This is a genomic window from Sorangium sp. So ce448, from assembly GCF_051520915.1.
In the GTDB taxonomy this organism is placed as follows: Bacteria; Myxococcota_A; Polyangia; order Polyangiales; family Polyangiaceae; genus Sorangium; species Sorangium cellulosum_B.
Genome location: NZ_CP150343.1, coordinates 3962343 through 3984254, shown reverse-complemented (window position 1 = coordinate 3984254; position 21912 = coordinate 3962343). Strand labels below are relative to the sequence as shown.

Genomic DNA, 21912 nt, shown 5'->3' with positions numbered 1-21912 from the left:
GGGCGCCTTTCATCGTATTGGGCTTGCATCGTCGCGGGCTCTCCCTCAGATGAGACTGGGCGGTAAAGATGCTTGCGGAACCAACGGGTCTCCGCGCCCCATCCCGCCCCGAGGCGCCGCCCTGTGGCGATATGCCTCACGGCCCCCGCTGCTCCTGGAGAACCATGAATCGGCCAATGACGATGGACTTCGTGCTCGCCGACGCCGCGCGCGACGCGGACGGCCCGCCCCGGCGCCCGGCGCCGGCCGCGGGGCGAGGCGTCCGGGAGGGGGGCATGGAGCCTCCGCCGAGCGAGCACGCGCAGCGCGGGGTGGTGTGGATCCTCGACGATTCGTTGCTGGAGGCCGAGATGGCCGCGCGCGCCCTCGCGCCAGGGTACGAGGCCCAGGTCTTCACGGACGCCGCCGCGATGCTCGAGCGCGTGGCGGGGGGCGATCTGCCGGACGTCCTCGTGCTCGACCAGGTGATGCCGGGCCTGTCCGGCACCGAGATCTGTAGTCTCCTGCGGTCGCGCGCCGCCACGGTCGGGCTCCCGATCCTCATCCTGACCGTGGCCGGGCAGGAGGAGGACCTCGTCGAGGGGCTCACCGCGGGCGCCGACGACTACGTGGTCAAGCCCTGCCCGGCGGCCGCGCTGTCGGCGCGCGTCGGTGCGCTCCTTCGCACGAAGCGTCTCCGCGAGCGGGCCGAGCGGGCCGAGCGGATCGCGGCGGTGGAGCGCGATCTGCTGCGGGCGCTCATCGAGCAGAGCGGCGACGGCATCATGGCCGCGGACGCGCGCGGGGCGCTCCGCATCTGCAACGGCGAGGCCCAGCGGCAGCACGGGGTGTACGAGAGCGACGCGCGCGACGCGCTCGCGTCGCTCCGGACCCGCGGGCTGCTCGCGCTGGACGGCCGGCCGCTGCGCCCCGACGAGGACCCGCTCCACCGCGCGCTCCGGGGCGAGAAGGTCGAGAACGCGCGCTGGCTCGTCACGCGCCCGGACGGCTCGATCCGCGCCCTCGCCGGGACGGCATCGCCGCTCAGGCACGCCGACGGCTCGCCCGCGGGCGCCGTGCTGATCACCCGCGACGAGACCGACGCGATCGAGGCGGAGCGGGCGCTCCGGGACAGCGAGGAGCGCTATCGCGTCATCATCAGCGCGCTCGAGGAGGGCATCACGCTCCAGGACGAGCGAGGCGTCATCCGCACCGCGAACGCGAGCGCCGAGCGGATCCTGGGCCTGCCCATGGCCGAGCTCGTCGGGTCCACGATGCTCGGCCCGTCGTGCAGGATCATCCGCGAGGACGGCTCGTCGTTCCCTTTCGAGATGTACCCCTCGCAGATCGCGCTCCGGACCGGCGCGCCCCAGTCGGGCGTCCTCGGGCTGGAGCGGCAGGGCGGCTCGGTCCAGTGGCTCTCGGTGAACGCGCAGCCGCTCCGCCACGCGGACGGCTCGGTGGCCGGCGTCGTCTCCTCGTTCTTCGACATCACGGCGCGAAAGCGCGCGGAGGAGGAGCGGCAAGACCTGCTCGCCGCGGCCCAGTCCGCCCGGCGGGAGGCCGAGGCCGCGAGCCACCTGAAGGACGAGTTCCTGGCGACGATGAGCCACGAGCTCCGCACGCCGCTCACGGCGGTCCTCGGCTGGGTCCGGATGCTGCGCACCGGCAAGCTCGCCGAGGAGCGCCGCGACAAGGCGCTGGAGACGGTGGAGCGCAACGCCCAGGCGCAGGCGCAGCTCATCGACGATCTGCTCGACATCTCGCGCATCATGGCCGGCAAGCTCCGGCTGGACGTCCATCCGATCGAGCTCGTGCCCGTGATCGACGCCGCCATCGAGGTCGTGCGGCCGGCCGCCGACGCCAAGGGGGTGCGGCTCCAGTCGCACCTCGAGCCCGGCGTGGGCGCCGTCGCGGGCGACGCGGGCCGGCTGCAGCAGGTCGTCTGGAACCTGCTCAACAACGCGGTGAAGTTCACGCCGCGGGGCGGCGTGGTGCACATCCGGCTCGATCGCGCCGACGGGTCCGCCGAGATCACCGTGTCCGACACCGGCCAGGGCATCGAGCCCGCGTTCTTGCCTTACGTGTTCGAGCAGTTCCGGCAGGCCGAGAGCGGCACGACCCGCAGGCACGGCGGCCTGGGCCTGGGGCTCACGATCGTGAAGAGCCTGGTGGAGATGCACGGCGGCACGGCCCACGCGCTGAGCGACGGGGAGGGTCGGGGCGCCACGTTCGTCGTCCAGCTGCCGCTCGCGGCGCCGCCGAGCCACGACCGGGGGCGCCGGCTGGCGCCGCTGCTGTCCGCCGCCTCCGGGAGCGACCGCCCGCCGGAGCTCGCGGCGCTGAACGTGCTCGTGGTCGAGGACGAGGACGACACGCGCGAGCTCCTCGTCACGATGCTCGAGCAGTGCGGCGCGCGCGTGACGGCCGTGTCGTCCGCCGCCGAGGCGCTGCTCGCGGTGAAGGCGCTGCAGCCCGACGTGCTCGTGTCCGACGTCGCGATGCCCGGAGAGGACGGCTACGTGCTGATCCGCAAGATCCGCGCGCTCCCGGCGGCCAGCGGGGGGCGCACCCCGGCGATCGCGCTCACCGCCTATGCGCGCACGGAGGACCGCATGCGCGCATTGCGGGCAGGGTTCAACACCCATGTCCCGAAGCCCATCGAGCCGGCGGAGCTGCTCGCGGTGCTCACGACCATGTGCGGCTCGAGGGCGGGCTCCTAGGTCGCCTGCGGCGCGCGATCGCGCCATCGCGCCGCTCGCACGATCGGCGCGGCGCGGCGCGCCGCCGGCTCACCCCCTCCGGCAGCTCCGCTCGATGGTGTCCATCAGCTTCAGCACGTCGAACGGCTTGCTGAGGATCGCGTCCGCGTCGATGCCGGCGCGCTCCGTCGCGCCGCGCGCGGTCATCACCACGGTGGGCGTGGCGGCGAGCGTCGGGTCGCGCTTCTGCTCGGCGCGAAACTGGAACCCATCCATGACCGGCATCATCAGGTCGAGCAGGACGAGCGCGATGGACGAGGGGTCGTCCCGCAGGCATGCGAGGGCCTCGCGCCCGTTCGAGGCGCAGGCGACCGCATACCCCTCCTCTTCGAGGAGCTCGCTCAACGTCCGGCGGATCGCGGCGTCGTCATCGACGATCAGGATGCGCTTGCTGGGACGGCTCGTCGTCATGCGCACTCGCTCCCTTCGCAGGGTGACAGCGACCAGGGCGCCACGACCTCGGGCCGGCCCGCGGGGCCCCCTCGCGCCGGGCGCCTCAGGCGCCCTCGAATCCCGGCAGACCCTGCCGGCCCGAGGCTCGAGGGCCGGCGAGCGGCAGGGTCACCTTGAAGGTCGAGCCCTCTCCCAGGACAGAGCTCACCTCGATCGAACCCTCCAGCGCTTCGACCACCTGCATCGTGATGTAGAGCCCCATGCCCAGGCCGCCATAGTGCCGCGCCGACACGGCGCGCTCGAACCGCCCGAAGATCCGGCCGATGTGCTCCTGCGCGATCCCGATGCCGTGGTCCGCGATCGTCAACGTGGCCATCGAGTCCATCGAGGCGACGGTGATCTCTATCGAGTTTCCCTGACCATACTTGAGCGCGTTCGAGACGAGGTTCTCGACGACCTGCTCGAGCCGCACACGATCCCAGCTCCCTGCGGCGTCGTCCGCCGCGCTCACGGTGACCCGCGAGCCCGCCTCCGCGATCTCGCCGCCTTCCTGGAAGCGAGACACCACCTGCCGGACGATGTCCGACAGCCGGACCTGCTCGAGCTCCAGGGCGAGGCGCCCCGCGGAGATGCGGGAGATGTCGAGGAGGTTCTCGACGAGCCGCCTCAGCCGCTCGCTCTGCCGGCGAACGAGCCCGAGCCTGTCCATGAGCCACGGAAGGCGCTCCCTGTCGGGGCACAGCTCGGGCGCACGGCGCATCAGGGTCTGGATCTGCAGCGCGAGCGGGGTGAGCGGCGTCTTCAGCTCGTGGGAGGCGATCGAGAGGAACTCGTCCCGCAGCGCGATCGCGCTCTGCGCGTCCCTGTACAGGCGCGCGTTGTCCACCGCGAGCGCGCAGCGGCGCCCGAGCTCCTCCGCCGCCGCGAGGTCCGCCTGGCTGTACCGGCGCTCGGATCGCACGACCATGAAGCTCAGCGTCCCGAAGAGCCGCCCTCGCCGCGCCAGCGGGACGCACATGAACGAGTGCGCCCCGATGGCCCGTATCACCCGGAGGTGCTCCTCGTTCTGCGCGATGGCGCGCATCTGCTCGTCCGTGAAGTGCTCGACGAGCACCGACCTCTGCTCGAGGAGCACCTTGGTCGGCGGGTGCTCCGGGTTGCCGTCGAGCCTGGGCGCGAAGCGCTTCGCCTCCTCGGCCACGGCGGCGAGCGAAGGGTCCGAGTGCGCCACGCCCACCCGCCGGAAGGCGCCGTCCTCCTCGTCGAGCGCGTCGACGACGCAGAAGTCGGCGAGGACGGGCACCGCGAGCTGCGCCACCCGCGCGAGCGTCGTGGAATAATCGAGAGACTCGGCCAGCACCACGCTCGCCGCGTCCAGGAAGCGGGGCAGCTCCTGCGCGCGCTCCCGCTCCGCGGCCTCGACCGCGCGCCGCCGCATCCGCGCCATCTCGATCTGCGTCCGGACGCGGGCGAGGAGCTCGCGCGGCGAGAACGGCTTCACCAGGTAATCGTCCGCCCCCGTGTCGAGGCCCTCGACGACGGCGTCCTCCCCCGCCCGGGCGGACACGAGCACCACAGGGACGCTGCTCGTCCTCGGGTCCGCGCGGAGCTCCCGGAGGAGCTCCACGCCGTCGAGCTCGGGCATCATCACGTCGCTCACCACGAGGTCGGGCGGGCGCGCGAGCGCGGCCTCGAGGGCCGCCCGCCCGTCCGAGGCCGCCTCCACGCTCCACCTCGGCGTGAGCAGGTGGACGAGGTACTCGCGCATGTCCGCGTTGTCGTCGGCGACGAGGATCCGGCCCTCTCCGCCGCCCGGGCCGACCTGCGCGGCCGCGGCGTCGGCGCGCGGCTCCGGGCCCGCCGGCGCCGCTGCTTCGCGCCCGGGTGACTGGGGTGAAGACCACTGGGACGCCTCGAGCACGTGGAGGCTCGCGCTCGCCGGCGAGGGCGCCGGCTCCCCGGGGGCGACCACGCGCTCCGGCGAGAGGTGCGCGCGGCCCCTCGGGATCGCCACGGTGAACGCGCTCCCCTGCCCCACCGCGCTCGAGGCGCGCAGCGAGCCCCCGTGCGCCTTGACGAGCTCCTGGACCAGGGAGAGCCCGATCCCGGTGCCCTCGATGCTCCGACTACGCGCGCCGTGCACGCGGTGGAACCGCTCGAAGATGCGCGGGAGCTCCTCCGAGGGGATCCCGGTGCCGGTGTCGCGCACGGTCAGCTCGACGTGGTCCGGGTGAGCGCGCAGCGAGACCGCGATCTCCCCCTCGAACGTGAACTTGAAGGCGTTCGAGAGGAGGTTCATGACGACCTTCTCCCATTGCGCCGCGTCGACGTAGACGGGCTCGGGCAGCGGCGGGCAGTCCACGACGAGCGACAGGCCCGCGCCCTCGATCAGCGAGCGGAAGGAGCTCGCGAGCTCCGCCGTGAGCCGCGCGAGATCGGTGGGCGCGAACGACGTCTGGAGGCGCCCCGCCTCGATGCGGGAGAAATCGAGCAGCGTGTTCACGAGCCGGAGGAGCCGGAGCGTGCTCCGGTGGGCCGCGGCGAGGCCGTCGCCCGCGAGAGACCCCGCCGGGCTCGACAGCGCGTCCTCGACGCGCCCGAGGATGAGCGTGAGCGGGGTGCGGAACTCGTGGCTCACGTTGGCCACGAACTCCGTCTTGAGGCGGTCGAGCGTCGCGAGCTCGTCCCGGTGCTGCGCGACCTCGCGCTCGAGCCGCCGCTGCTCGGTGACGTCCCGCCCCTCGGCGATCATGAAGACGACCTTGCCCTGCCGATCCTTCACGGGGTTCAGGTTGAAATCGATCGTGATGCGCTTCTCACCTTCGTTCCCCCCGAGCACCTCCACGTCGTACCTGACGAACTCGCCGCGCGCCGCGCGCCGCACGGCGTCCTTCAGGCGCTCCTGGATCTCCGGAGAGCCCTGCCACCAGCGGCACTCCCAGAAGGGCACGCCGTGCACCTCCCTCCGCTCCACGCCGGCGCCGCTGGTCGAGGTGTGGTTCGACTCCCAGCTCGTACCGTGGGCGTCGAGAAGGCCGAAGAACTGGAAAGAGCTGTTCATCGCGACCCGCGCCGCGAGGAGCCGCATCAGCCCCGACTCGCGGCCAGGGCTCGCGCGGGCGAGCTCCTGCTTCAGGAGCTCGGTGTCCCAGAGGAGATGTTCTTCGGAGTCGTCCACAGGTCGCACGATCGCGAGGTCTTCCAGGCATTCGATGAAGTCGCGCCCTTCTGCGCGCTCCTCGCTCGACCGCTGTTTCATCCCTTCTCGCATCACGCTCGCGGCTGCTCGAGGCAGAGAACAGCTCATCCTGAAGCGCTTAGTGGAGATCGCCGACCACGCAAGGGCTGAGCGGCAACCCCCCTTGAACTTCCACGGGGGCCCGCGCGCGGATCCGGATCGTTCGAGCGCACGCCCCCCTGCGCGCGCCGCAGCAGCCGATCACCACCCGCTGCTGCTGAGGCAGCAGCCCCCTCCCACCGCTCCTCCACGGTCACGGCCAGGGCAGAGCTGGCCCGGTTAGTGCACTTGGCATGTGAGGGCGGAGCGCGCGAAGACCGTCAGCTCATGAGGGCGCGCAGGGCGCCCCAGGACATCTCGGTGGAACTCAAGACATCTCTGCAGCGCGCCCTCGGCGCTCCGGTGCTCCCGGACACGCCCTTCCGGTTCATCGTTCACTTCGTCGGCCGTTACCGCGCCTGGTATCTGGCGATGTTCGTGTTCGAGTCGGCCCACGCCTCGTGCGGCATCATGATCCCGTATGCCATCGGGCACAGGTCATCCAGGGGGTGACGCAGGCGTCGGGCGCTGGCCGCGCCGCGCTGAGCGGGCGGCTGCGCGACGCGCTGGCGCTGTTCGTCGCGCTCATCGCCGGCGAGTTCCTGTTCAGCCGGATCGCCGGCCTCTGTCAGATCCTCGTCGGGCCGTGGCAGCGCCAGAACGTGACCCGCAATCTGTACGCGTACCTCCAGCACCACTCCCATCGTTACTTCAGCAACAACTTCGCCGGGGCGCTCGCCCACCGCATCAGCGAGACGTCGATGGGGGTCTCGCAGACCCTGTGGGCCATCCTCTTCGACTTCTGGCCCATCGCCATCGTCTTCTCGGTCTCGTTCGGGCTGCTCTACCGCGCTCACCCGGCGCTCGCCGCGGTCGTCTCGGCGTGGGCGGCGCTGTTCGTCGGCATCTCCTACTGGCTCGCGACCCGGTGTCAGCCCCACGCGGTGCGCGCCGCGTCCGCGCGGAGCATCACCGAGCAGGCCATCCAGGACACGCTGGACGACGTCATGAAGGGGAAGACGGTGCTCGTCGTCGCCCATCGCCTCTCGACCGTGGTCCACCTCGACCGCATCCTGGTGTTCGAGGACGGCCGGATCATCGAGGACGGCACGCACGCCGAGCTGCTCGCGCGAAACGGGGCCTACAAGCGGCTCTGGAGCAAGCAGTCGGACGGATTTCTGCCGGAGAGCGCCGCCGACGCGCCTGCGGCGATGGAGGCGCCGCAGGCCCGCGTCCACGAGGCACCGCGGCTCCAGCCGGCGGCTGACCGCGCCGACGAGCTCCCGCGGGGTGCTCCGCTGAAAGCGTGGGAGGCACCGCTCGCCTGAGCGGCCGCCCGATCGAGCAGGCCGCGGGCGCTCGTGCTCACCGAGCTCAGGCCGAGGCCGGCTCCTTGAGGCGAGCGTCCCCCGACGCCGAGGCGCGCAGGACTGGAGCGCGCCGGCGCCGGAGAGGCGCGCTTACCGGAAGCTCCACGGCTGCGGCTGACCCATGCGGGCGCGGAGGCCCTCCTCCCAGCGGACGAGCCGCGGCGTGAGCCACGCCGTGCCCACGGCCAGGACGGCGCCGGCGACGACGTCGACCGCGTAGTGCCAGCGGAGGAGCATGGTGGAGACGATGATGTTCATGGAGAAGAACGCGGCCACCACGGCGAGCCAGAAGAGGCGCCGGTCGGTGCGGGCGCGGTGGAACGTGTACAGGGCGAACCAGAGGGGAGCGGCCGTGTGCAGGGAGGGAAAGACGTCCTTCATCGCGCCGCCGGCCTGCACGACGCTGCTCACGCAGCCCCAGAAGAAGCCGCCGTCCAGCGGCCCCTGATAGAGGTGGCTCAGCGCCTTGATGGGGCCGTACGCAGGGACCGCCATGTAACCGAGCTGGCCAACACAGTAGACGATCGTGGTGCCGACCGCGTACTCCGTCGTCCCCCGGCCTGGGCGGGCGACCCATAGCGCCAGCACCATCGAGAGGAAACAGATCAAGAAGTAGCTGAAGTAGAAGAAGGAGAACCACTCCACGATCGGGCGCGTGTTGAAGCGCTCCATCCAGAGCGCCGGCTCGACGTGGAAGAGGACGAGGTCGAGGCGGAGGAGCTCCGCGTCGACGCTGTCGCTCCGGACGGTCGGCAGGAGGGTCCGGAGCGACAGGTAGTTGAGGAGGAAAGCGCCGACGAGCGAGAGTCGATAAAGGACGCTCCGGAGCAAGGGCGCCAGGAACGTCGCGCGGCGCACGAGCACGCAGACGGACACCAGGGCGGCGATGCCCGCCAGATTGCGGTTCATGCACTGCGCTCGCAGCTCCGTCGGCGGCGCGCCAAGCAGGACGATCGTCGTCAAGGCGAGATAGCCGATGAGGATCGCGTCGTGGAGAGCGAACACGCCGACCAGGCCGCGCAGAGCGTCCTTCAACAGCGCGCCTTCGGGCTCGACGTCGACCAGCCCGCCGGAGCCGGCGACCTCATCGCAGTCCGTTGTGAGCCTCTCTTGCATTCGGGGATGTTCCAGGGATGGCATGGTGCGCATGGGCTGATGACGCCGGGCCGCTCTGTATCACGTGTTCGCGCGTGGCGTCACCGTGACATCGGTGACGCTCCAGCGACCGGGAGGTAACGGGCGGAGCAACTCGGGGGCCACACGGATGTCGAGTTTTTGACGGGCCGGTTCGCGCCGCCTGACAGCCTAGGGGGCCTCCACGCTCCCGGGATGGCGCTCCCGCGACAGCCGAACCGCCGCCTCGGCGGACCGCTCGCGTGCGAACGCGGCGACGCAGCGGCGCAGGGTCTACGCGTCACGACGACGCTGTCGCGTCCCAGGTTGGACTGCCGGGCTCCCGGAAGCGCAGAATCTGCGCGACGGCGTCGCCCCTGGATCTGCGGGACGGCTGCGCCCACAACGTGGGTCGGGGGATCCGCGACGGCGATCGACAACGCGGGCCGTCAAGCACGCTGGGCACCGGAGCTCGATCGTCGCGGCGTCCCGTCGGCCGCGACGTCGGCGACGTCGCGAGCGCTGGAGTCGTCCACACGAGAGGGCGCCGTGGATTTCGACCACGTGGCGCGGACGAGGCGCGATGGCCCGCGCGCTCATGATCGGTGGGGCAGTCTGCCGCGCGGCGGGGCGTCCGCTGGAACGCCGGTCTCGGCCGGGCTGAGCGGCGCCGGACGCAACGCGACGCAATCGGCGCTGCGCACGTCGGCGCAGAAACCGCGTCTTCCCCGGGCGCGCGCGGAGGATCGCGGTCACCTCACCCTGCTGGAGCGCACCCTGGACGCTCCCGAGCGCCCACGAAAGTCCACGGAAGTCCCGCTGGATCCGCGCCGGTGACGTCGCGTGTCCATGGATCCCTCTTCATGGCACTCGCGTTGCAGTCCCCCGGAGGAGCCGACATCGTTCAGCGACGATCCCACAGGGCACCACGCCTGGGTCGCCCCGTGAGGGCGCTGATGCGATGCGCCCAGACACCAAGGAGACGACGCATGGCACAGCAACACGGTCAGAGCAGCAGTCGTGGGTTCGCCGCGATGGACCAGAAGCAGCAACGCGCGATCGCCAGCATGGGCGGCAAGGCCGCGCACGAGAAGGGCACGGCCCACGAGTTCAGCTCCGAGGAGGCCCGCGCGGCCGGCCGCAAGGGCGGCGCGAGCGTGAGCCAGAATCGCGAGCACATGGCCGCGATCGGCCGCAAGGGCGGCGCGGCCGTGAGCCAGAACCGCGGACACATGGCGCAGATCGGCCGCAAGGGCGGCGAGTCGCGCGGCGACGGACAGAGCGACGCGCTGGGGGAGAGCGAGCGCGAGGGCGAGCAGGGCAGCAGCGCCGCACGGCACGCCGACGCCGCCGAGCCGCGCCACGAGGCGAACTGAGCAGCGCTGCGGCACATCGCCGCCGGTGATCAGGCGCGCGGGGGTGCCCGCGCGCCCGATCGTCCGTCACGGCGAGAGCGTGACGAGGAAGACGTCGCCGTTGCTGCGATCGCCCACACGCGCGCTGTGCTCGATGGCGGGGAGGCCGCCGCCGAGCTCGATCCGCTCGCCGTGGAAGAGGCCAGCGGCAACGGTGTTCCCGCTTCGGGTGACGGCCTGGGCCGTCGAGAAGCAGAAGACCCCATCGCGGTAGACGTCGGACCAGAGCTCCTCGGAGAAGTCCGGACTCAGCTTCGCGACGAACGCATCGCCCGACTCGGGCGGCACGATCTCCACGGGCGGCCCGCCAAGCTCGAGCGCCTCCGTGAAGTAACCGCTCAGCACGTGGTTGCCCCAGGGGTCCTGCGAGAAGCCCCAGACGAACTCGTCGCCCGCGGACGGGAGCCCACGGGCGGCGAGCGGCTCACCGGTCTCCGCGTCGAGCCGGGCCATGTAGAGGTCGTAATCCCCGACCGCGGCGCGCTCGATGTCCGTGAGCCCGACGCGGAACGGAGCGCTGTAGTTGCCGAGCACGACCGGATGGCCATCCAGCCCGAGGCCGACGAACTTGGCGAACTGCTCGCCGGCGGCGCCCAGCGACCGGCCCCAGACGAGGCTGCCCGACGCGAGATCGAACCGCAGGACGAGCCCATCGATGCCGTAGATCGGCTCGTCGTCGCGCGAGCCGTCGACGGCGCTCTCCACGACGAGGCCGTCGATCTCGAGCCTTCCGCCGAACGCGCCGGCCGCGTAGAGGGCCGACTCGCCGACCGCGATGCTGCGGAAGCGCTGCCAGCTCTCCGCGGAGCCGAACCGCCGGCTCCAGAGGTGCCCGCCGCCGGCGTCGAGCTTCGCCACGACGACGTTGGGACCGCCGCTCCCCTCGAGCGCGGTCCCGGGCGCCTCGCTGAAATTGATGCTGCCGTCGACCATGCCGAGGACGACGATCTCCCCCGCCTCGGTGACGGCCACGGCCGTGGCGCCCTGGTCGAGCTCGCCGCCGAAGCGCTTGCTGAAGAGGTGGTTGCCGCCGGCGTCGAGCTTGGCGACGAAGAGGTCCTTCCCACCGGCGCTCACGAGCTCCGTGCTCGCGTCCGCGCCGAAGTTGAGGGTTCCCTCGAACTCCCCGGCGACGACGACGTTGCCGATCGAATCCGTGGCCACCGCGAACGCTACCTGATCGGACTTGCCCCCGAAACGCCTGCTCCAGACGTGGCCTCCCGCCGCGTCGAGCTTCACGACGAAGAGGTCGAGACCACCGTCGCTCACGAGGGCGTCTGCCTCGCCACCGAAGTTGATCGCCGTCTCGAAGCCGCCGACCAGGACGACGTTGTCGTGCGGATCCGCCGTGATCGCCTCGATTCGCTCGTTCTTCGCCTCGCCGGCGCCGAGCCCCCACAGGGCATCTCCGAGGAACGCCGGAGGCTCGCCGCCGCCGCTACCGCCCGCGCCGCCGTCGCCGCCTGCGCCCCCCACTCCACCTGATGCCCCGGCGCCCGCTTCGCCACCTTGCCCCCCAGTACCTCCGACTCCACCGCTGCCGCCGGCGCCTTGCCCCCCGGCGCCTCCGACTCCACCGCTGCCGCCGGCGCCTTGGCCCCCGGCACCTCCTTCACCGCCTTGCCCCCCGCCGCCTCCGGCCCCGCCCTGCCCGCCTTCGCCGCCTTGCCCGCCGGCGCCTCCGACGCCGCTCGCCGACGAGGTGACGCCGTCCTCAGGCTCCGAGTCGCAGCCGTTGCAGCCCAGGGGAAGCCCCATGCTCGTCAGAAGAGCAATCCGAGCCACGTTCGTCACCAGGTGCGCTTTCATCCATCCTCCATGTCTCGACGAAGAGCCCGAGCCGTGGGCGCTCGGTGGAGCCAAGGCCGATCCGGCACCCCTTCGCTGTGGGCTGTCGAACGTCCTCAATCTGCTGTGTCGTGGACGTCAAGTACGCGTGCGCGCGGATCGAATCAAGCGGCTGTCGCGGCGAATTCGTGGCAACGATCGGCTACCCCTGGATCCGCCGGAACGGCGCGTCCCACCTGGACGGCGCGCCTCGCCTGAACGGCGCTCCCCGCTGACCAACCGTTCTCTTGCACGCGGCCCGCGATGGCCTCGGACGCGCGCCGCGCCCGTCGCAGGTTTGCCTCATCGTGGCAGAATGCCCCACCGCGAGCCGGCGGCACGTCCAACATACAAGCCGCGCCGGGCGGCGGTGGGCGCGGTACGCGATCTGCATCGTCCCGTGAGTGATGTGGGTGGCTTGGCTCAGGAGCGCGACGACTCCGTTTACGCTCGTTACGCTCGCGCCCTTCGCGTGCAGCGGCGACAAGCGCCGCGCGGACAAGAGCCGTTACGGTGCTCGGCCGCTCACCCGCCTGTCGCCCGCTCGCTTCAACCACCTCTCCGCCGACCCGCGGAAGGGGTCTGACGAGCTCGCCCGAGCGCGCATTCGCGCGCGAACGAAGAGCGCCGCCGGCGCGCGTCCCCCCGCGCGCGCCGGCGGCGCGGCGGCCATGGAGGCCGCATCCGGGGCGTCTGGCGAGGCGGATCATCACGCCTCCCGGGCGGCAGACCCCATGACCCATCACCGAGACGAAGCGCCGAGCCAGAGCGCTCGGCGTCCAGACGCGGAGCGCCTATGACGGAGCGAGCCTACGATAAAAACACCGCCTGGACCCACGCCGTCATCCCTCCGATGACCCCGCTCGCGACCGACCACGAGGCGGACGTGTGCGTCGTTGGCGCGGGGATCGCCGGGCTGACGACTGCGTATCTCCTCGCGAAGGCCGGCAAGCGCGTCGTCGTCCTCGACAACGGCGCCATCGGCGGGGGCGAGTCAGGGCTCACCACCGCGCACATCACGCACGCGCTCGACCGGCGCTGGGCCTCGCTCGCGAAGCTCCACAGCAAGAGCCGCCTGCGCCGCGCCGCAAGGAGCCACACGGCGGCCATCGAGACGATCGAGCGGATCGTCACGGAAGAGAAGATCGACTGCGACTTCCGGCGCGTCCACGGCTATCTCTTCACAGCCCCGGGATCGCCCCCGTCCACCCTCCGGGACGAGCTCGAGGCCGCGCACCGCGCCGGGCTCGGCTCGACCCATTACGTCGACCGCGCGCCGCTGCTCGATTTCGATACGGGGCCCGCGGTCCGCTTCCCCGATCAGGCGCAGTTTCATATCCGCAGGTACCTCGCGGGGCTCGCGCGAGCGATCGAGCGCGACGGCGGCAAGCTCTACACGCTCGCGCACGTGGTCGACGTCGACGAGGGCGCCGTGCCTCACCGGGTGGTCGTCAAGACGGCGCGCGGGCACCGGGTGATCGCCGGCGAGGCCGTGCTCGCCACGAACTCCCCGTTCATTCCGCGCTTCTCCGTGCACCTGAAGCAAGCCGGTTACCGGACCTACGTCGTCGGCCTGCGCATCCCGCGGGGCGCTGTCCCACCGGGGCTCTACTGGGACACGGCCGAACCGTTCCATTACGTCCGCCTCGCCAACATCAACGGCGCGGACGGCCCGGACGAGGTGCTCCTCGTGGGAGGAGAGGACCACAAGACCGGACAGGCCAGCGACGCGGACCAGCGCCACGCGCGGCTCGAGGCATGGGCGAGAGAGCGCTTCACGCAGGCCGGCGAGGTGCTGCACCGCTGGTCCGGCGAGGTGATGGAGACGGTCGACGGCCTCGCGTACATCGGTCGCATCAAGAAGGGATCGAGGATCCTCATCTCCACGGGCGACTGTGGCAACGGCATGACGCACGGGACGATCGCGGGCCTCGTGATCTCCGATCTCGTGCAGGGCCGCGAGAGCCGGATGGCGTCGCTCTTCGATCCCGCCCGCGTCAACCTGAGCCTGGCCGCCGTCTCCGAGTACGCGAAGGAGAACCTCAATGTCGCGTGCCAGTACGCCTCATGGCTCGGCAAGGGCGATGTCCCTGACGTGGCGCAGATAGCGCCCGGCGCAGGCGCCGTCGTGCGCAGGGGCCTGAAGAAGCTCGCCGTCTACCGTGATCCGCAAGGGCAGATCCACGAGATGTCGGCCATGTGCTCCCACCTCGGCGGCGTGGTCTCGTGGAACTCCGCGGAGCGCAGCTGGGACTGCCGCTGTCACGGCGCCCGCTTCGACGCCATGGGCCGCGTCCTCCGGGGCCCGGCGACGGCCGATCTCACGCCGATCGCGCCGAGCGAGGCGCCTCTCAGCGCCGGAGGATCGGTCTCGCCGCCGAGGGAGCGGGAGGGGGTCGCCGGCCAGCCTGCGGTCGTGCCCCTGCCCCAGAGTCGCGCGGCCACGTGAACGGAGCGAGTCGCGAACGCCAACATGCGGTGAGCGCAATGGGCATGGATCGACGTGATCAACGGGATCAACACGATCGACGCCAACCGCGATGCGCGCGCCATGGGCCCATGAGCACGATGCGCGCGCGCTGGCGTAGTTGACCCCCGCGCGAGCGGCGTGCGATCATGATCGAGTAGTCCGGGACAGTCCCGGGCGGCTTGGTGATGAGATGAAATTGTTGCGCCCCCGTGCCTCCCGCGCCGCAGGCATAGCCCTGGCTGTCCTCTCGGTCGCCGGGGCGCTTCCGGCGCGGGCCGAGCCCTCGGCGGCCGATCGGCAGACCGCGCGGACGCTCCTCATCGAGGGGCGCAAGAAGCGCGACGCGGGGGACGTCGCCGGCGCCCGCGAGGATTTCCAGGCGGCCCATGCGCTCGTGCGCGCCCCCACGACGGGGCTCGATCTCGCGCGCGCCGACGAGGCGCTCGGTCGCCTGATCGAGGCCCGGGAGACGGCCTACGAGGTCGTCCACCTGCCCCTCGGGAGCGACGAGCCGCCGGTGTTCACGCAGGCGCGGGCGTCCGCCGCGGCGATGGTCGATCAGCTCGAGGCGCGCATCCCGTCGCTCCAGCTCCGGGTCGACGGCGCGGCGCTGGACCAGATCGACGCGCGCGTGGACGGCCAGCCGATCCCCCGCGCGGCGCTCCCCTACCCGCGCAAGCTCAACCCCGGTCGCCACGAGGTGGTGGTGTCGGCGCCCGGCTTCCAGACGGCGCGGCGCGAGGTCACGCTGAAGCAGGCGGAGCGCGCGCCGGTGGAGGTCCGCATCCACCTCGTGCCGGGGCGCTCGACCGAGCCGAAGCCAGGTGCTGCCGCAGGTGGGAGCATGAGCGCAAACGTGGGCGGAGGGCAGCAGCCGCCCGCGGACGCGCCGGCGGAGCCCCGCGCGCCGGTGCCGCTGTGGGCATGGACGGCGGGCGGCGTGGGGCTCGCGGCGCTCGCGGGGGGTGCGGTGTTCGCTGCCGACCACCTGGCGGCGCGGGCTCGGGTCGAGGACGAGTGCCCCGGGTCCGTGTGTGATCGGGGCGTCCACGACTTCGAGAGCATGGAGGGGCTCCGGGCGCGGTGGAACCGCAGCCTGGGGCTGTCGGTGACGCTCGGCGCGGTCGGCCTCGTGGGCGTGGGCGCGGCGCTGGGCGGCATCCTCCTGCGGCCCAGGGCGGGCGGCGAGCAGGCGTCGTCGCTCGTGCCGATCGCGACGCCCACGGCGCAGGGCCTGGTGTGGCAGGGGGTGTTCTGATGAGGGTACGGCGGTTCTATCCGGCGACAGCCGGCGCGGCGCTCAGCGTCGTGATGGTCGGCGCTGCGGCGCTCGGCGCTGTGGTCCTCGGCTGCGCTCCCGAGCTCAGCCTGGCGACCCCTGTGGGGGCCGGCGGCGAAGGCGGCGGCGGCGCGCCGCGGTCGGGCGGCGAGGTGCAGTGGGCGCGCGCGCTCGGGGGCGACGGGGAGCGTGCAGGGGCGAGCGTGGCCGTCTTCGACGACCGCACCGCGGCGCTCGTTGGCAGGCTCACGAAGGCGGAGGACGTGGCCCTCGACGACGAGAGCGTGACCCCGATCGGCGAGGAGAACGTCTTCTGGGCGCGGCTCGCGGCGAGCGACGGGTCGGGGCTCGGGCTGAAGCGCTTCGGTGCGTTCGATCCGCAGACGGTGAACGCGCTCGTGCCGGACGGGAACGAGGGCCTCCTGGTCGCGGGGGAGTTCTCCGGCACGCTGGAGTTCGGCGGCGAGCCGCGGACGAGCGCCGGCGGGCGAGACGGCTACGTCGCGAGGCTCGACGCGGAGGGGCAGGAGCTGTGGCTGCAGCCGCTCGGGGGCATCGGCTTCCAGGCGGCGACGAGCGTGGGGGCGACGGCGGCGGGGCTCCTCGCCGTGGCCGGCCGCTTCTCGGGCGCGCTGCACGTCGGCAAGGACCGGCTCGAGAGCGCCGGAGGCAGCGACGTGTTCCTGGCGAGCTTCAACAACGACGGCGTGCCGCTCTGGAGCAAGCGCTTCGGCGACGGCTTCGATCAGCAGGCCCGCGCCGTGGCGATGGACGCGCGCAACAACGCGATCGTGATCGGAGATTTCGCCGGCACGCTCGATCTGGGCGGCGAGCCGCTGGAGAGCGCCGGGGATTTCGATGTGTTCGTGGCGAGCTTCAACGCGCTCGGCGAGCACCGCTGGAGCAAGCGCTTCGGCGACGCGGGGCCGCAGCGGGCCAAGGCGGTCGCGGTGGACGGGGCGGGCAACGTGATCGTCGGCGGGGAGTTCGGCGCGACGATCGATCTCGGCGGGGGCCCTCGGACGGCCGGAGAGCACCAGGCGGTGTTCGTGGCCAAGCTCGATCCGGAGGGCGAGCACATCTACAGCCGGGTGATCGGCGAGGACGGCGCGTCGCTGGGGCAGCTCCTCGTCGACGGCGTGGGGGACGTGGTCGTCGCGGGGGGGTTCCGCGGAGACACGACGCTGGCGGACGGATCGGTGACGAGCGCGGGGGACGACGACGTGTTCGTGGCCAAGCTCGATCCGGAGGGCGGCTACCGGTGGAGCCACCGCTTCGGCAGCGCCGGCGCGGACCGGGCGACGGGCGTGGCCATCGACCGTGACAGGCAGGTCTACGTGACCGGCGCGTTCACCGGGAAGGTGACGTTCGGGGAAAAGCGGATCGAGGGAGGCGAGGGCACGGACGTGTTCGTGACCAAGCTGTCGCCATGAAGGCCATGACGAATGGAGGCGCGATGAAACGTGCGGGGACGAGGGGCGTGCGGTCGCGCGGGCGACGGTTCTCGGTGGGGCTCGTGGCGGGCCTGTTCGGGCTGATCCTGCCGGCAACGGGCTGGGCGGAGGACCCCGATACCGATCTGGACGGGGTCGTGGATTCCCAGGACAACTGCTTGCAGACCCAGAATCCGGACCAGGCGGACGCCGACGGCGATGTGGTCGGCGATGCGTGCGACGACTGCCAGTCCGCTCCCAACCAGGATCAGCGGGATTCGGACTCCGACGGCGTCGGCGACGCGTGCGACAACTGTCCTGTCGCGATGAACCCGGACCAGTCGGACGCGGAGGCGGACGGCACCGGCGACGCCTGCGACGACGATGACGACAACGACGGTGTCCTGGATGCCGACGACAACTGTCCTTTCACGGTGAACGCCAATCAGCTGGACTCCGATGGAGACGGCACCGGCGACGTTTGTGAGGCCGGTGACGACGACGGCGACGGCATCGACAACGACGTCGACAACTGCCGCGACGTCCCGAACTCGCTCCAGCAGGACAGAGACGACGACAAGATCGGCGATCTCTGCGACAACTGCCCTGCCACGCGCAATCCGAACCAGGAGGACGGCGACGGCAACGGCATCGGCGACTTCTGCGAGCCCGACATCGACACCGACGGCGACGGGCTGCGCAACGCAGAGGACAACTGCCCTGTAGATCAGAACCCTGGCCAGGAGAACGCCGACGGGGACAGCCTCGGGGACGCCTGCGATCCCGACAGCGACGACGACGGCGTGGTCGACGTGGAGGACAACTGCGCTGTCGTGTCCAATCTGTTCCAGGAAGATACGGACGACGACGGCACCGGCGATGCCTGCGAGGACGACGACGACAACGACGGCGTCGTGGACGCGGAGGACAACTGCCCGCACGTGCTCAACCAGGATCAGACCGACGGCGACGGCGACGGCCGCGGCGACGCCTGCGACCTCGGGGCCGATGTCGACGGCGACCGCGACGGCATCACGGACGAGACGGACAACTGCCCGCACGTGCCGAACCCCGATCAGACGGACGCCGACGACAACGGCGTGGGCAACGCCTGCGAGGACGTGGACGGAGATGGCCTGAGCGACGCGGCGGACAACTGCGACGAGGAGTACAACCCCGATCAGGCCGACAGCGACGGCGACGGTCAGGGCGACGCCTGCGAGGAAGACGACGACAACGACGGCGTCCCGGACGAGCAGGACAACTGCGCCTCCGTCCCCAACGCGGATCAGGCCGACAACGACGAGGACTATCAGGGCGACGCCTGCGACGTCGATGACGCGGACGACGACAACGACGGCGTCCCGGACGGCGACGACAACTGCCCGCTCGCGGCCAACGCGGATCAGGGGGATGGCGACGCCGACGGGGTAGGCGACGCCTGCGACGACAGCGGCGGTGCGGGCAGCAGCGGCGGCGGGTCCACGGAGCCGGAGGTCTCGTCCGGGCTGGTCTGCGCGATGCAGCGAGGCGAGCGCGGCGGCGCGCTCGTCGGCCTCGTGGCGCTCCTCGCGGGCGCGCTGGGCCTGGGCGCTCGCCGACGGCGCGATCACGCGGCGTGACCGCCGCTGCGCGCGGCCCTGGCGTGTAGCGGGCCACGCGACCCCATGAGAGCGACGAGCGTGCCCGCTCGGTTGCCACCCCGAAGAGAAGAGACAACGGAGAGCACAACGTGGGTTATCACCCCACGACGACACGCCGGTTTCGCGATGGCTCCGCGTTTTTTTCGCGACGGGTCTTTTTCTGAGCCGTGACCTGACCGCGGCGGAACTGCTCCGGATGAACGCGCCGGTAGTCCCGCTCCGCAGCGCGCGCTGCGGACGGGAGCGCCTGAGCCACCTCTGGAGACACCATGCGCCTAGCTCTCTCTCTCTCTCTCTCGTTGGTGACCGCCCTGTTTGGACTCACCCTCAGCGCCGGCTGTAGCGACAGCACCGTTGACGGCGCCGCCCCGTCCGGCGGCGCGGGGGGAGGCGGCAGCGCGAGCGGCGGCGGCAGCGCGAGCGGCGGCGGCAGCGCGAGCGGCGGCGGCAGCGCGAGCGGCGGCGGCAGCGCGAGCGGCGGAGGGGCCGGCACCGGCGCCGCGGGCGGAGGCATGGCGACGCCGACGAGCATCGTCGAGTGCCAGGGCAAGACGTACGCGTGCGGGGATCTCGTCGACAACGACGACGATGGGCTCCTCGACGCGCAGGATCCGGACTGCCTCGGCCCGTGCGACAACACCGAGGGCAGCTACTACGGCGGGATCCCCGGCCAGGCGGGGCCGGCGTGCACCGTCGACTGTTATTTCGACCAGGACTCCGGGTCCGGCAACGACGATTGCCACTGGAACCACAAATGCGATGAGCACGAGGTCGCGCCCGGGTTTCACCCGGAGTCCAACAACGGGACGATGTGCGCCTATGACAGCCGGGCCTCGACGCCGGGCGCCGATGGCAAGAGCTGCAGCGATCTCAACGGCGAGCAGTCCGATATGTGCCATACGACCTGCGGTCCGCTCACGCCGAACGGCTGCGACTGCTTCGGCTGCTGCGAGCTGCCGGCGGGCGGCGGCAAGTACGTCTGGCTCGGCTCCGACGCCGATGGCAGCGGTGAAGGCTCCTGCTCGCGCGGCCACGAGTCCGACCCGACCCGCTGCGAGCCCTGCACACCGGTGGATGCTTGCCTGAACGAGTGCGGCCGCTGCGAGCTGTGCCTTGGCAAGGACACGCTGCCAGACGACTGCTTCGAGTCCGGCACCGGCGCAGGGGGCAGCGGCGGAGTCGGAGGCGGAGCCGCGACAGGCGGCGGCGGAGACGCGACCGGCAGCGGCGGCGGGCCCACCGGCGAGCCCCAAGGCCAGTGCGCAGCGGGGGTCCAGCCGTGCGGGCTCTCCGGCCAGGAGCCTTGTGCCGCAGGCTACTACTGCATCACCGGCTGCTGCCAGGTCATCTTGAACTAGCCCTGCGCTTGACCGGGTTCTCCCTGGATTCGAGGACAGGGATTGAACCACGAAAGACACGGAAGAACCGGAGGTATGTGCTCCCCCTGCTCGGTGCCCGCCGCGCCTGCGTGATTCACTGTCCCTGCTCGGAGCGGCGACAGGCTCGCAGGCGGCGGCGCTGGCCGCTCGCGAGCTGAGAAGCTGAGCCTGCAGCGACAAGACGTGGTTTGAAAGGAGACGAGTCGATGGTGATGCGCTCGATGTCTGTTGGGATGCTGTGCGCCTTGATGGGGATGGGGTGCGGCGGCGACGACGAGGGTCAGCCGCAGAGCTGCTCGGTGGCCGCGCAGACAGGGTGCGCCGCCCCGCAGGTGTGCGAGGAGGTGGAGGGCGCCGAGCCCGCTTGCTTCGAGCCGGTGACCCTGAGGGGGCGCGTCTACGACTCGCTCGACGACAAGGCCATCGCGGGCGCGCACGTGCTCGCCCGGGACCCGAGCGACGCGGTGATCTCCCGGGTGGCCGTCACCGCGGCCGACGGGACGTATGAGCTCGTCGTGCCCGCGCGGCGCGACGCGAGCGGCGCTCCGATCGAGGTCAACATCACGCTGCGCGCCGACGCGCAGACGTACGAGACGTTCCCGAAGGCGCCGCGGGTCGCGCTGCCCATCGACCTCTCCACCGCGGCGGGCAAACCGCTCGCGATCGAGTCGGCGGCGACGGAGATCTCGCTGTTGCCGCTCTCGGACAGCGAGGGGCTCGGTTCCATCTCCGGGGTCGTCCACGCCGACCAGCCCGGCGGGACGCTGCTGGTCGCGGGCGGCGCCACCGGCGCGGCCGATCTCGACGGCAGCTACACCATCTACAACGTGGCTGCGGGCGACGTCACGGTGAAGGGTTATGCCGCCGACCTCGCGCTCGACACGGCGAGCGCGACCGTCAGCGCCGGCAAGGAGACGACGGGCGTGGATCTCCACGCGACCGGAGACGCCACGGCGGTGGTGAGCGGCAAGGTCGAGATCGTGAATGCTCCAGGGGGGAGCGCGACGTCGGTCATCCTCGTCGTGGCCGATACTTTTGACGAGGCGACAGCGCGCGGCGAGACCCCGCGAGGGCTCCGGCAAGGCAACGTCACCGGCGAGTTCTCGATCGCCGGGGTGCCCGACGGCGAGTACGTGGTCCTGGCCGCCTTCGAGGACGACGCGCTCGTGCGGGATCCTGACACGTCGATTGGCGGGACCGAGATCGTGCGCATCGCGGTCTCCGGCCAGGATCTGCCCGTCGCGGAGTCCTTCAAGGTGACGGGCGCGCTCGCCGTGGTCTCGCCCGGCGCGAGCACGATGGAGGAGGTGAGCGGGACACCGACGTTCGTCTTCGAGGACGACTCCAGCGAAGATCTGTACGAGGTGCGGTTGTTCGACGCGCTCGGCGCCAAGATCTGGGAGAACCTCGAGGTGCCCAGGGTGTCGGGGAGCGAGAACGTCTCCGTCGAGTACGACGGTCCAGCGCTGATCCCGGGGATGATCTACCAGTTCAGGACCACCTCGAAGAAGGACGGCACGCCCATCTCGCAGACCGAGGATCTGAAGGGGGTCTTCGTCTACAGGTGATCGC

14 protein-coding genes are annotated in these 21912 nt (G+C 71.6%); 10 read left to right on the top strand and 4 right to left on the bottom strand.

The genetic code is table 11. The features are described from left to right. Positions 1–176: 176 nt before the first annotated feature. Positions 177–2702 carry a hybrid sensor histidine kinase/response regulator gene (locus WMF45_RS15315; protein ID WP_437717624.1) on the top strand — a complete coding sequence of 842 codons (2526 nt, stop codon included), beginning with the start codon at positions 177–179 and terminating at the stop codon, positions 2700–2702. Between the two features lie 69 nt (positions 2703–2771). On the opposite strand, the gene WMF45_RS15310 is transcribed toward WMF45_RS15315, so the two are convergent. Both WMF45_RS15310 and WMF45_RS15305 read right to left on the bottom strand, forming a co-directional pair. Then, complete coding sequence (locus tag WMF45_RS15310; protein ID WP_437717623.1) at positions 2772–3152, bottom strand: response regulator; 381 nt, start codon at positions 3150–3152, stop codon at positions 2772–2774. An 85-nt stretch (positions 3153–3237) separates the two neighbouring features. Continuing rightward, a complete protein-coding gene (locus tag WMF45_RS15305) occupies positions 3238–6393 on the bottom strand; it encodes an ATP-binding protein (RefSeq protein ID WP_437717622.1) in 3156 nt (1051 codons plus the stop codon). Positions 6394–6732: 339 nt separating this feature from the next. On the opposite strand from WMF45_RS15305, the gene WMF45_RS15300 reads away from it, so the two are divergent. Together WMF45_RS15300 and WMF45_RS15295 are read left to right on the top strand one after the other, a co-directional pair. Further along, positions 6733–6924, top strand: a complete 192-nt coding sequence (locus WMF45_RS15300; protein WP_437717621.1) for a hypothetical protein — start codon at positions 6733–6735, stop codon at positions 6922–6924. Beyond that, positions 6921–7739 (top strand): ABC transporter transmembrane domain-containing protein, encoded by an 819-nt coding sequence (locus WMF45_RS15295; protein ID WP_437717620.1) that lies wholly within the window; start codon positions 6921–6923, stop codon positions 7737–7739. Before WMF45_RS15300 ends, WMF45_RS15295 begins: the two co-directional genes overlap by 4 nt. A gap of 132 nt (positions 7740–7871) precedes the next feature. Here WMF45_RS15295 and WMF45_RS15290 read toward each other — a convergent pair whose 3' ends face one another. After that, a complete protein-coding gene (locus tag WMF45_RS15290) occupies positions 7872–8897 on the bottom strand; it encodes a phosphatase PAP2 family protein (protein WP_437717619.1) in 1026 nt (341 codons plus the stop codon). Positions 8898–9883: 986 nt separating this feature from the next. Between WMF45_RS15290 and WMF45_RS15285 the strand changes: the two genes are divergently transcribed. Next, positions 9884–10270, top strand: a complete 387-nt coding sequence (locus WMF45_RS15285; protein WP_437717618.1) for a KGG domain-containing protein — start codon at positions 9884–9886, stop codon at positions 10268–10270. Positions 10271–10336: 66 nt separating this feature from the next. Here WMF45_RS15285 and WMF45_RS15280 read toward each other — a convergent pair whose 3' ends face one another. Further along, entirely contained in the window at positions 10337–12118 is a 1782-nt protein-coding gene (locus WMF45_RS15280; RefSeq protein ID WP_437717617.1) for a PE-PGRS family protein, read from the bottom strand. Positions 12119–12932: 814 nt separating this feature from the next. Here WMF45_RS15280 and WMF45_RS15275 point away from each other — a divergent pair. From WMF45_RS15275 to WMF45_RS15250, 6 genes are all read left to right on the top strand, one after another. After that, positions 12933–14585, top strand: a complete 1653-nt coding sequence (locus WMF45_RS15275; RefSeq protein WP_437717616.1) for an FAD-dependent oxidoreductase — start codon at positions 12933–12935, stop codon at positions 14583–14585. A gap of 211 nt (positions 14586–14796) precedes the next feature. Further along, positions 14797–15864: a PEGA domain-containing protein gene (locus WMF45_RS15270; protein ID WP_437717615.1), complete on the top strand. Its 1068-nt coding sequence runs from the start codon at positions 14797–14799 to the stop codon at positions 15862–15864. Next, on the top strand, positions 15864–17318 hold the full coding sequence (locus tag WMF45_RS15265) for a hypothetical protein (protein WP_437717614.1): 1455 nt from the start codon (positions 15864–15866) through the stop codon (positions 17316–17318). Before WMF45_RS15270 ends, WMF45_RS15265 begins: the two co-directional genes overlap by 1 nt. Before the next feature lie 23 nt (positions 17319–17341). Then, entirely contained in the window at positions 17342–18940 is a 1599-nt protein-coding gene (locus tag WMF45_RS15260; protein ID WP_437717613.1) for a thrombospondin type 3 repeat-containing protein, read from the top strand. Positions 18941–19230: 290 nt separating this feature from the next. Beyond that, complete coding sequence (locus WMF45_RS15255) at positions 19231–20319, top strand: hypothetical protein (protein WP_437717612.1); 1089 nt, start codon at positions 19231–19233, stop codon at positions 20317–20319. Positions 20320–20546: 227 nt separating this feature from the next. Then, the gene (locus WMF45_RS15250) at positions 20547–21908 is read left to right on the top strand and encodes a hypothetical protein (RefSeq protein WP_437717611.1); all 1362 of its coding nucleotides are present in this window, start codon (positions 20547–20549) and stop codon (positions 21906–21908) included. The last annotated feature ends 4 nt before the right edge of the window (positions 21909–21912 follow it).

Excerpts from the sequence above, each read along its gene's own strand:
- WMF45_RS15315 (WP_437717624.1), top strand. The coding sequence starts at position 177 with ATGACGATGGACTTCGTGCTCGCCGACGCCGCGCGCGACGCGGACGGC.
- WMF45_RS15310 (WP_437717623.1), bottom strand. The coding sequence starts at position 3,152 with ATGACGACGAGCCGTCCCAGCAAGCGCATCCTGATCGTCGATGACGAC.
- WMF45_RS15305 (WP_437717622.1), bottom strand. The coding sequence starts at position 6,393 with ATGAAACAGCGGTCGAGCGAGGAGCGCGCAGAAGGGCGCGACTTCATC.
- WMF45_RS15290 (WP_437717619.1), bottom strand. The coding sequence starts at position 8,897 with ATGCAAGAGAGGCTCACAACGGACTGCGATGAGGTCGCCGGCTCCGGC.
- WMF45_RS15285 (WP_437717618.1), top strand. The coding sequence starts at position 9,884 with ATGGCACAGCAACACGGTCAGAGCAGCAGTCGTGGGTTCGCCGCGATG.
- WMF45_RS15280 (WP_437717617.1), bottom strand. The coding sequence starts at position 12,118 with ATGAAAGCGCACCTGGTGACGAACGTGGCTCGGATTGCTCTTCTGACG.
- WMF45_RS15275 (WP_437717616.1), top strand. The coding sequence starts at position 12,933 with ATGACGGAGCGAGCCTACGATAAAAACACCGCCTGGACCCACGCCGTC.
- WMF45_RS15270 (WP_437717615.1), top strand. The coding sequence starts at position 14,797 with ATGAAATTGTTGCGCCCCCGTGCCTCCCGCGCCGCAGGCATAGCCCTG.
- WMF45_RS15265 (WP_437717614.1), top strand. The coding sequence starts at position 15,864 with ATGAGGGTACGGCGGTTCTATCCGGCGACAGCCGGCGCGGCGCTCAGC.
- WMF45_RS15260 (WP_437717613.1), top strand. The coding sequence starts at position 17,342 with ATGAAACGTGCGGGGACGAGGGGCGTGCGGTCGCGCGGGCGACGGTTC.
- WMF45_RS15255 (WP_437717612.1), top strand. The coding sequence starts at position 19,231 with ATGCGCCTAGCTCTCTCTCTCTCTCTCTCGTTGGTGACCGCCCTGTTT.
- WMF45_RS15250 (WP_437717611.1), top strand. The coding sequence starts at position 20,547 with ATGGTGATGCGCTCGATGTCTGTTGGGATGCTGTGCGCCTTGATGGGG.